This window comes from Aquisalimonas sp. (assembly GCF_007120195.1).
Classification (GTDB): domain Bacteria; phylum Pseudomonadota; class Gammaproteobacteria; order Nitrococcales; family Aquisalimonadaceae; genus Aquisalimonas.
The window spans coordinates 1-10181 of the sequence record NZ_SKOG01000182.1 but is presented as its reverse complement, the minus strand read 5'-3'; the positions used below and the strand labels follow the sequence as shown (position 1 = coordinate 10181).

Below are 10181 nucleotides of genomic sequence, written 5' to 3'. Positions count from 1 at the left end.
TGCGCGCCTACGGCGCGGTTTGTTTGAGGGTGCATTACGCTGGCGCTAATGGCACCCTACGCACTTCGATCGGCGCCGGTGCCACGGCAGGACTCCCACACATAGCCACTGCAGTAGTGACGGCCCGGGAGCCAGGGCCAACGGAAGATCGGCAAAATTGGAACTGCTCGGAATAATGCTAAATCCGAGAGTGCAAGTCTGCACAACATCTAGCGAGGGGATGTCTAAGCACGAAGCGCAAGCCGAACTGCTTACCATGAGCTTACGTATTCACGCCTTCCTTGGCTTCGTATCCCTTTAGGCACCTGATTTTAAATGGCTGGGGGACCAGGATTCGAACCTGGGTTGACGGAGTCAGAGTCCGTAGTCCTACCGCTAGACGATCCCCCAATAAACCGGGATGCGTATCAGCGCTTGCTGTACTGCGTGGCGCGACGCGCCTTGTGGAGGCCAACCTTCTTGCGCTCCACCATGCGGCTGTCCCGCGTGACGAAACCGGCTTTGCGCAGAACGCCGCGCAGGTCCTCGTCGTAATCCATCAGTGCGCGGGTCAGGCCGTGGCGCACGGCACCGGCCTGTCCGCTACCGCCGCCGCCGGTGACGGTGACATTCACGTCAAATTTATCCAGAGCGTCCACCAGCTCCAGCGGCTGGCGCACGACCATTTGCGCGGTCTCACGACCGAAGTAGTCTTCAAGTGTACGACCATTTACCCGAATCTCGCCGTTACCGCGGCGCAGGAACACCCGTGCCCTTGAGGTCTTGCGGCGACCGGTTCCGTAATACTGCTCTACTGCCATTGGCGTTCCCGTCCGATCGTTGAGTCCGCGCGCTTAAAGCGCTAGCGGCTTGGGCTGCTGCGCGCTGTGCCGGTGCTCCGGACCCGCGTACACTTTCAGCTTCTTGGCCATCGCCCGGCCCAGGCGGTTGCGCGGGAGCATGCCCTTGACGGCATATTCCACTATCGACTCCGGCTTTGTTGCCTGCTGCTTGGCAAAAGTCGTAGCGCGTACGCTGCCCGGATACCCGGAATGCCGGTAATACATCTTGTCCGTGCTCTTATTGCCGGTTACGCGAACCTTCCCAGCATTGATCACGACAATGTAATCGCCCGTGTCGACGTGCGGCGTATATTCCGGCTTATGCTTGCCACGCAGGCGCCGTGCCACTTCCGTGGCGAGGCGGCCCAGGGTCTTGCCGTCGGCATCCACGACGAACCAGTCGCGTTCAACGTCAGCCGCTTTCGCGCTAAAGGTCTTCATGCACACCCACTCCAAGCGCCGTCGTCAAATTCAAGAAGGGCGCAGATAGTAACCAAATCCCCCGAAGGGTTCAAGCCGGCAATCCACCGCCCACGCCTGCGGCGTGCCCGGCTGCTCTCGGCTGCCCCTATTCGGGATCAAGGAGCAACCTGTCCACCGCCTCACCGGCAACCAGGTGCCGATCAACGATCTCGTCAAGATCCTCGCCATCGACGTACGTGTACCAAACGGCCTCGGGGTAGACCACAACCACCGGCCCCTCGCCGCAGCGGCCCAGGCAGCCCGAGCTGCTCACCCGCACGCCACCCGGGCCTTTCATGCCCAGGACCTTCACCCGATCCTTGAGGTGCGCCCGCGCCTCGGCGGCGCCGCCGTTGGCACAGCAATCCGCGCCGTCCTCGCGGCTGTTGGTACACACGAACACGTGGCGCTTATAATACCCCATACGCACTCCTGCCTTGCGTGCATGCTGCGACGCCGCACCGCCGACGCGGGCACCGGTGCCCGCTTCAAGCACATGCGGCACGATACCCTAACGGAACTCAAGGCCCAGTGAGACTTCCTGACCCGGCTGCAAGTTCCTCCCGTAGAAGATCTCAGCCATCTCGCGCCGCAACTGCCGGCGGATTTGCTGCTTATCCTCCTCGGAGAAGTCGGCGGCCGACTCGCCGAACAGGTAATTGGAGAGCTTCGGCTCTTTCAGCAGCATCTTGGTGTGGAACATGTGCTCTTGGTAGACGTTGACGTCAATCAGGTGGTAGTGGCTCTTCGTGTCGTCCGAGAGGTAGTTCTGGATCGAGTTGATCTCGTGGTCGATGAAGTGCTTGCGGCCTTCCACATCGCGGGTAAAACCGCGCACCCGGTAATCCATCGTGACGATATCGGAATCGAAGGAATGGATCAGGAAATTCAACGCCTTCAGAGGCGAAATGACACCGCAGGTCGCCACGTCGATGTCCGCCCGGAACGTGCTGATACCATGATCCGGATGGGTCTCCGGGTACGTGTGCACGGTGATGTGGCTCTTGTCGAGGTGCGCGAGGACCGTGTCCGGGAGCGGTCCGGGAGCGGCGCTCCCGATCTCGGCACCCTCGACCTCCTCCTCCTCCGAGATGAGGAGCGTCACGCTGGCCCCCTGGGGCTCGTAATCCTGGCGCGCAATATTGAGGATACTCGCGCCGATGATGTTGGCGACCTGCGTGAGGATCTGGGTCAGCCGTTCGGCGTTGTACACCTCGTCGATGTATTCGATGTAACGCTGGCGCTGCCGCGCATCGCGCGCATAGCAGATATCGTAGATATTGAAACTCAACGATTTCGTCAGATTATTGAAGCCGTGAAGCCTCAGCGTCTCAGACTGGACCAAGAGCCCGTCCTCCCAAGCATGGTCGAGAGGCATCCCGCGGGACGTCTTTCTGGATTTCCGGGCGGCACCGGCTTGGCCGTCACCACCTGCGTCATTGCCCTGTCAAATCGTCCACGACCTCGTAGTCGTGGGTGAGTTCCGCTGCCTGCGCCAGCATGATCGACGCCGAGCAGTATTTCTCGGCGGACAGCTCCACTGCCCGGCGCACGGCAGCGCTCCTAAGCCCTTTGCCGCTGACGCGGTAGTGCAGATGAATCGTCGTGAACACCTTGGGCGGCGTGGGCGAGCGCTCGGCCTCGATATCGACAACACAATCACTGATGGAGTGGCGGCCACGCTGTAGGATATGGACGACATCGAATGCCGTACACCCCCCTAAGCCAAGCAGGAGCATTTCCATCGGGCGGACCCCGGTGTCCCGCCCGCCGAATTCGGGAGGCCCGTCCATGCGAACCACATGACCGCTGTCGGCGGTGCCTTCGAACGCCGCGTCACCGAACCATTTCACCGTTGCCCGCATGACCTGCTCTCCGGTTACGACGCTCGGCGCGCGTAGACGCGGCATTATAGCCACATGACCGGAGTGGGTAAAACGTGACCACGCGAAGCATTCGCAATGCGACATGGTCCGTTAAACTCGGCTACCATAGGGATGAGCGTATTGATCCGAACCAACGGGGTGCCCCCAGGGCGGATCGGGACCAAAACACACGCAGGTGCACGCATGATTGTTGCCGAACCGAAGAGAAGAACAAACTGGTCCATCGACAATCTGCTGCGGCATTGCCATCGACGTCGCTACCCGACCAAGACCGGCATAATCTACGCCGGTGACCAGCCCGATGCGCTGTACTACATCACTGAGGGCTCTGTGAGCGTCGTCATCGAGGATGAGAATGGGCACGAGATCGTTCTCGCCTATCTCAATGCCGGCGATTTTTTCGGTGAACTGGGGCTATTCGGCCAGGAGACCACCCGTAGCGCCTGGGTGCGTACCCGCACACCCTGCGAGGTGGCCGAGATCAGCTACTCACGCTTCCACCAGGTGGCCGCGGAAGACCCGGAGATCGTGTTCTTTCTCGCGGGACAGATGGCTGAACGTCTGCGCAGGACGAGCCGCAAGGTGGGGGATCTGGCCTTCCTGGACGTCACCGGTCGCGTCGCCCGCACCCTGCTCGATCTCTGCCGGGAACCCGACGCCATGACCCACCCGGACGGCATGCAGATCCGCATCACCCGCCAGGAGCTCGGCCGGATCGTCGGCTGTTCGCGGGAAATGGTGGGTCGGGTGCTTAAGGACCTGGAGGAACGAGAACTGGTCTCGGTGTCTGGCAAAACCATGGTGGTGTTCAACACCCGCTGACATTCGGCAGCGCGTAATTCGGCGGCACGTATGGGTGCCCATGGACAGGCAGGGTCAGCGGAACAGGGACCTCAGCCGCTCGCCAGGGTCGCTGGCGCGCATGCATGCCTCGCCGATGAGGAAGCCCGGGACACCTCTGTCCATCATGAACTCCACTTCTTCCCGCGTGCTGAAACCGCTTTCAGTGACCAGGAAAGTGCCGCCGGGAACCCGATCGAGTAACCGCACCGTGGTCTGCATGTCCGTCTCGAAGGTATGCAGATCGCGATTGTTGATGCCTAGGAGCTCCGGCTGCAGCCCCAAGGCGCGATCCAGCTCGCGCTCATCATGCACCTCGATCAGCACATCCATGCCCAGACTCCGGGCGAGCCGGTAGAGCTGCTCCAGGCTCTGGTCACTGAGCACGGCGACGATCAGCAGGATGCAGTCCGCGCCGATGACCCGGGACTCCCACACCTGGAAGGAATCGATGATGAAATCCTTGCGCAGCACCGGCAGGTCGCACACACCCCGGGCGGCCCGCAGGTCGAGGTCATGCCCCTGGAAGAAATCCCGGTCTGTGAGCACGGACAAACAGGTGGCCCCGCCCCGAGCGTAGCTCAGCGCCAGCTCCTCGGGGTCGAAGTCCTGCCGGATCAGGCCCTTGCTCGGCGACGCCTTCTTGATCTCCGCGATGACCCCCGGACGACCTGCGGCGGCCTCATCCCGCAGGGCCTGCAAAAACCCCCGGGGCGGCGCCACCACGCCCGCCTCGTGCCGCAGGCTCTGTTCATCCAGGGCCTGGCTGTTATAGGAGACTTCCGCGGCCTTTCGTTCCAGGATCCGCTTCAGTATATCCGGTGTCTCACCCATGGCATGCACGCCCAATAACTCAACCCAGACGCCGTGTGAACGTCACGAACTCGTTCAGCTTCGCGGCGGCCGCGCCGCTCGACAGGACCGCCTGCGCCTGCTCCACCCCCGCTTCCAGGGTTTCGGCAAGTTCGGCCGCATAAATCGCGGCACCGGCATTGAGCGCGATGATATCCGCCGCGGGGCCCGGCTTGCCGGCAAACGCATTGCCGATCATGGACAGACTCTCCTCGGCACTGCCCACCCGCACGGCATCAAGCGGGGCCCGCTTCAGCCCGAACTCCTCGGGGCTGATCGTGTATTCGATCACCGCGTCCCCGTTCGCTTCGGCAATGAATGTGGGTGCGCCAATACTGATTTCGTCCAGGCCATCCTCGGCATTCACCACCAACACCCGCTCGCTGCCGAGCTGCAGGAGCACATCGGCAAGCGGCCGCATCCAAACGCGCGAATAGACGCCAAGCAGCTGGTGCGGGGCTCCGGCGGGGTTGGTGAGCGGGCCGAGCACGTTGAACAGGGTGCGCACGCCCATCTCGCGCCGCGGGCCCACTGCATGCTTCATGGCGGCATGGTGCGCCGGGGCGAACAGAAAACCGACACCGACTGTCTCAATGCACTGCCCGATCTGCTCCGGCGTGAGCTCCAGGTTGGCACCGGCCGTCTCCAGCAGATCGGCACTGCCTGAGGCACTGGATACGGAGCGGTTGCCGTGCTTGGCGACGCGTCCACCCGCGGCGGCAACCACGAAAGCGGTGGCGGTGGACACATTGAACGTGCCCGAGGCATCACCGCCGGTCCCGCAGGTATCCACGAGGTGGTCCGTATCGACATCCACATGCGTGGCCAGGCCCCGCATGACAGCGGCGGCGGCGGCGATTTCGTCCACGGTCTCGCCCTTCATGCGCAAGCCGACGAGAAAACCGCCGACCTGCGCCGGTGTGGCTTCGCCGGTCATGATCAGCCGCATCACGTCCGTCATCTCGGCTTGGCTCAGGTGGCGGTGCTCGGTGACGGCCCGAATGGCCTCTTTCATGTCCATGTGCGGCGCTCCTTCGGTTCAGGCGGCCTTGCCAGTGGGTGATGAACGCTCGAGAAAATTGCGTAGCAGCGCTTTCCCGTCCGCCGTGAGGATGGACTCGGGGTGGAACTGCACGCCTTCCACATCCAGCGAGCGGTGGCGCAGGCCCATGATCTCCTCCACCGTACCGTCATCAAACTGCGTCCAGGCGGTGACCTCCAGGCAATCAGGCACCCGGTGCTTGTCCACCACCAGCGAGTGGTAACGGGTGGCGGTCATCGGATTCGGCAGCCCAGCGAACACCCCAATATCCCGGTGATGCACTTCGGAGGTCTTGCCATGCATTACCTGCCCGGCGTGCACCACGTGACCACCGAACGCCTGACCGATGGCCTGATGCCCCAGGCAAACGCCGAGAATGGGAATGCGCCCGGCAAACCGTTCCACCACGGCCAGCGAGATGCCCGCCTGGTCCGGCGCACAGGGCCCTGGCGAAATCACGATCTGCTCGGGCTGCAGCGCCTCGATGGCGTCCAGGTCCAGCGCATCGTTGCGTTCAACCCGGACCTCGGCGCCAAGCTCACCCAGGTACTGCACGAGGTTATAGGTGAAGGAATCGTAGTTGTCGATCATCAGCAGCATGACCGCATCCTCACTCGTCGAGTCCGCGCTCGGCCATGGCCACCGCGCGGATGAGTGCACGCCCCTTGTTCAGGGTCTCTTCCCATTCGGCGCTCGGCACTGAATCCGCCACTACTCCGGCCCCGGCCTGGACGTGCACCTGCCCGTCCTTCACCAACGCCGTGCGAATCGCGATCGCCGTATCCATATTACCGGACCAGGACCAGTAGCCCACAGCACCCGAATAGATCCCGCGGCGGGACGGCTCCACCTCGTCGATGATTTCCATGGCACGGATCTTCGGCGCACCGCTCAGTGTGCCCGCCGGGAAGGTGGCCCGCAGAACGTCCATCGGGCTCAACCCCGCTCGCAAGCGGCCGGTGACATTCGAGACAATATGCATGACATGGGAGTATCGCTCGATGGTCATCTGGTCGGTCACTTCCACGGTACCGGTCTCGGCGATCCGCCCGACGTCGTTGCGCCCAAGGTCGATGAGCATCAGATGCTCTGCGCGCTCCTTGGGATCGTCCAGGAGCTCGCGCTCCAGCGCCTTGTCCTCGGCTTCGGTGGCCCCGCGCTTGCGCGTGCCCGCCAGGGGCCGGAGGGTCACTTCGCCGTCCTCCACGCGCACCAGAATCTCCGGTGAGGAACCGGCCACATACATGTCGCCCAGGTTCAGGAAGAACATGTACGGGGATGGGTTGGTGCAGCGCAGGGCGCGGTAGAGATCCAGCGGCGCCGCCTTGTAGGCGGTGCTCATGCGCTGCGAGGGCACCACCTGCATGGCATCGCCGTCGATAATGTACTGCTTGATCCGCCGCACCGCCGCCTCGAAGCCTTCCTGGGACATATCCGAGCGGAAGTCGGCGTCGCTGACCTCCCGGCGCTGATGCTCCGGCCGATAATCCGTGGAGGCGGCACGCATCGTGCGCGACAGCGTCTCGAGCCGGCGCTGCGCGGCGTCCCAGGCAGCGGGGTCGGCGGCATCGGCGTGGACCACCAGATAGAGCCGCCCGGCCAGATTGTCGAACACCAACACCTCGTCCGCCACCAGCAGCATGATGTCCGGGACGTCCAGCGTATCCGGGTTATGACACTGTGCGAGTCGTGGCTCGATATAGCGGATGGTGTCGTAGCCGAAGTATCCCACCAGCCCGCCGGTGAATCGTGGCAGCTGCGGGAACCCGGGTGGCAGGGGCACGGCATGGCGCCCGTGGAACGCCTCGAGCCAGGCCAGGGGGTCCTCGGGCCGTGCCTCCTCCACCAGCTCACCGTCGCGCTCAACGGTCACGTGGCCCTGGCGCACGCGCAGGACCGTGCGGCAGGGGAGGCCGATAATCGAGTAACGCCCCCACTTCTCGCCACCTTGTACGGATTCGAGCAGAAACGAATACGGCCCGTCGGCGAGTTTGAGATAGGTGCTAAGCGGGGTGTCCAGGTCCGCGAGAACTTCGCGGATCACCGGAATGCGGTTATACCCCCGATCGACCAGTTCCTGAAATCGTTCCTTGTTCATGCGGGCTCACCATCGGCAGAAATGAGGTGGACACAGCGACGCGATTGCGCAGCTCAGCCACGCCATCGGATCGCATGCACGCTCGTGACCTGTGCCAATGGTGCAACCGTCATGATCCCGTTCCTTCCGCATCGCCTCGCAGGAGGGCATGGAGTTCCTCGATGCTGCCAACGACCACATCCGGCGCCATGGCGGAGACGTCCTCGCCCCGGCTGTACCCGTAAGGCACACAGACAACGCCGGTGCCCGCATTCCTGCCGGCATCCACGTCGGCACGCGAATCGCCGACCATTAGTGTGGCCTCAGCGGACACATTCAGCGCGGACATGGCATAGTGCAACGGCGCCGCGTCGGGCTTGCGCACTGCCAGGGTATCACCCCCGACCACCACCGGCAGCACATCGGCCAGCCCCAGATCGACGAGCAGCCGGCGCGCCAGGTCCTCGGGTTTGTTGGTGACGCAGGCGAGACCATACCCGTCCCCCTGCAGCCGGTCCAGCCCACTACGGGTCCCCGGATACAGGCGGCTGTGGACACTCAGCTGTTCACCGTAGAAGCGGAGAAACAGCTCCAGGGCGCGCTCGGTATCGGCCTCCGGGGGCTCACCGTGCTCTTGCCGGGTGAGGGCGCGCATCACCAGGCGTCGCGCCCCATTGCCCACCCACTGGCGCACGCAGGCTTCGCCCGCGGCCGGCCGCCCCATCGCCTGTAGCATCCTGTCAGCGGCCACGGCCATGTCAGGGGCGCTGTCCACCAGCGTCCCGTCGAGGTCGAACAGCAGGGCGCGGATGCCGCGCATCATGCCCGGGCCTTCGCAATTTCCCGCCGCATGGCGTCAACCACTGTGCCGTAAGCGGCCTGGCGGAAAATGGCCGACCCCGCAACGAAGGTATCCGCCCCGGCTGCTGCCACGGCGCGGATATTCTCCGCGTTAATGCCGCCATCGACCTCCAGCCGGATCTCGCGGCCGCTGGCATCAATCAGGGCGCGCGCCTCCCGGAGCTTGTCAAGGGTGGCTGGAATGAACGATTGCCCACCGAAGCCGGGATTGACCGACATCAGCAGTATCATATCGACCTCGTCCATGACGTAGCGCAGATAATCCAGCGGCGTGGCCGGGTTGAACGCAAGCCCCGCGCGGCAGCCCTGATCCCGTACAAGCGCCAGGCTGCGGTGGACATGCTCGCTCGCCTCGGGGTGGAAGGTAATCCAGTCCGCGCCGGCGAGAGCGAAGTCGGCGATAAGGCGGTCCACTGGCTTAGCCATGAGGTGGACGTCGATCTCGGCGCTCACCCCGTGGTTGCGCAATGCCTGGCAGACCATCGGCCCGATGGTCAGGTTGGGCACGTAATGGTTGTCCATCACATCGAAGTGGACCATGTCCGCGCCGGCGGCGAGCACGGTGTCCACTTCCTCGCCCAGCTTGGCGAAGTCCGCCGCCAAAATGGACGGTGCAATACGGTCATCTGTCATTGTAAGGCTCCCGCCAGACCCGCTGGCGCCCTCCCCACGCGCATGACGCACGTCACGCCCACCCACTGAACCGAGACCGAGACTCTACCCAATGGCGCATCCGCGGGCCAGTGGGCGATTCCGGGCGCGCCCGGCGGCTGATACACTGCGGGCCGCCAATTTGCCAACCCGCGGGGGGAATACCGGCGTGAACAGTCTCGCAAACCTGCTCCACGTTCTGTTCGCAGTCATCTGGGTGGGCGGCATGTTTTTTGCCTACGTCATCCTGCGACCGGTCGCGGCCAGCACCCTGGAGGCACCGGAGCGACTCATGCTTTGGCGGCGCGTCCTCGCCAAGTTCTTCGTCTGGGTGTGGAAATCCGTGGTCATCGTGCTGCTCACTGGATACTGGCTCGGCTTTGGCCTTTTCAGCACTATGGGCGACTGGCCCACCCATGTGCACGTCATGCATGGGCTCGGGCTGATCATGGCGGGGGTGTTCCTGGCGGTGTACTTCGCGCCCTTTCGCCATCTCCGGGAGGCGGTGGACACGCAGGACTGGACGCGCGCCGGCTCAGCGCTCGCCACCGTCCGCAAATTGGTCGCCGTGAACCTGGTGCTCGGCATTATCGTGGTCGTCGTTGCCAGCGGCGGGCGCCTCGGCATGCTGGGCTAGTGTCCTTTTGGCATTCGTGCGCCTGTGGCGCGGTGTGTTTTACGGCGGGTTA

At 63.8% G+C, this 10181-nt stretch carries 13 protein-coding genes and 1 tRNA gene; 2 read left to right on the top strand and 12 right to left on the bottom strand.

Annotation, left to right across the window (positions count from 1 at the left end; genetic code table 11):
- Window positions 1–316: 316 nt before the first annotated feature.
- The 6 genes from QZT63_RS13335 to QZT63_RS13310 all read right to left on the bottom strand — a co-directional run bounded on the left by QZT63_RS13335 (window position 317) and on the right by QZT63_RS13310 (window position 3148).
- Window positions 317–390, bottom strand: a tRNA-Gln gene (locus tag QZT63_RS13335).
- A 17-nt stretch (window positions 391–407) separates the two neighbouring features.
- Window positions 408–800, bottom strand: a complete 393-nt coding sequence (rpsI, locus tag QZT63_RS13330; RefSeq protein ID WP_290651947.1) for a 30S ribosomal protein S9 — start codon at window positions 798–800, stop codon at window positions 408–410.
- A gap of 33 nt (window positions 801–833) precedes the next feature.
- A complete protein-coding gene (gene rplM, locus QZT63_RS13325) occupies window positions 834–1262 on the bottom strand; it encodes a 50S ribosomal protein L13 (protein WP_290651945.1) in 429 nt (142 codons plus the stop codon).
- A gap of 127 nt (window positions 1263–1389) precedes the next feature.
- Window positions 1390–1707: a (2Fe-2S) ferredoxin domain-containing protein gene (locus QZT63_RS13320; RefSeq protein ID WP_290651943.1), complete on the bottom strand. Its 318-nt coding sequence runs from the start codon at window positions 1705–1707 to the stop codon at window positions 1390–1392.
- 87 nt (window positions 1708–1794) lie between these two features.
- Window positions 1795–2628 carry an adenosylmethionine decarboxylase gene (gene speD / locus QZT63_RS13315; protein ID WP_290651941.1) on the bottom strand — a complete coding sequence of 278 codons (834 nt, stop codon included), beginning with the start codon at window positions 2626–2628 and terminating at the stop codon, window positions 1795–1797.
- A 91-nt stretch (window positions 2629–2719) separates the two neighbouring features.
- Window positions 2720–3148 carry an OsmC family protein gene (locus QZT63_RS13310; RefSeq protein ID WP_290651951.1) on the bottom strand — a complete coding sequence of 143 codons (429 nt, stop codon included), beginning with the start codon at window positions 3146–3148 and terminating at the stop codon, window positions 2720–2722.
- 204 nt (window positions 3149–3352) lie between these two features.
- On the opposite strand from QZT63_RS13310, the gene crp reads away from it, so the two are divergent.
- Window positions 3353–3991, top strand: coding sequence for a cAMP-activated global transcriptional regulator CRP (gene crp / locus QZT63_RS13305; protein ID WP_290651939.1), 639 nt, complete (start codon window positions 3353–3355; stop codon window positions 3989–3991).
- Between the two features lie 54 nt (window positions 3992–4045).
- On the opposite strand, the gene trpC is transcribed toward crp, so the two are convergent.
- The 6 genes from trpC to rpe form a co-directional block, all read right to left on the bottom strand.
- Entirely contained in the window at window positions 4046–4843 is a 798-nt protein-coding gene (gene trpC / locus QZT63_RS13300) for an indole-3-glycerol phosphate synthase TrpC (RefSeq protein WP_290651937.1), read from the bottom strand.
- Between the two features lie 19 nt (window positions 4844–4862).
- A complete protein-coding gene (gene trpD / locus QZT63_RS13295) occupies window positions 4863–5882 on the bottom strand; it encodes an anthranilate phosphoribosyltransferase (protein WP_290651935.1) in 1020 nt (339 codons plus the stop codon).
- Window positions 5883–5900: 18 nt separating this feature from the next.
- A complete protein-coding gene (locus QZT63_RS13290; RefSeq protein ID WP_290651933.1) occupies window positions 5901–6503 on the bottom strand; it encodes an aminodeoxychorismate/anthranilate synthase component II in 603 nt (200 codons plus the stop codon).
- Window positions 6504–6513: 10 nt separating this feature from the next.
- The gene (trpE, locus tag QZT63_RS13285; protein ID WP_290651932.1) at window positions 6514–8001 is read right to left on the bottom strand and encodes an anthranilate synthase component I; all 1488 of its coding nucleotides are present in this window, start codon (window positions 7999–8001) and stop codon (window positions 6514–6516) included.
- A gap of 109 nt (window positions 8002–8110) precedes the next feature.
- Window positions 8111–8803 carry a phosphoglycolate phosphatase gene (locus tag QZT63_RS13280; RefSeq protein ID WP_366637025.1) on the bottom strand — a complete coding sequence of 231 codons (693 nt, stop codon included), beginning with the start codon at window positions 8801–8803 and terminating at the stop codon, window positions 8111–8113.
- Entirely contained in the window at window positions 8800–9474 is a 675-nt protein-coding gene (rpe, locus tag QZT63_RS13275; RefSeq protein ID WP_290651931.1) for a ribulose-phosphate 3-epimerase, read from the bottom strand. The genes QZT63_RS13280 and rpe overlap by 4 nt, the downstream gene beginning before the upstream one ends.
- 187 nt (window positions 9475–9661) lie before the next feature.
- Here rpe and QZT63_RS13270 point away from each other — a divergent pair, with 187 nt between their 5' ends.
- Window positions 9662–10129, top strand: coding sequence for a CopD family protein (locus tag QZT63_RS13270; RefSeq protein WP_290651929.1), 468 nt, complete (start codon window positions 9662–9664; stop codon window positions 10127–10129).
- Window positions 10130–10181: the final 52 nt, after the last annotated feature.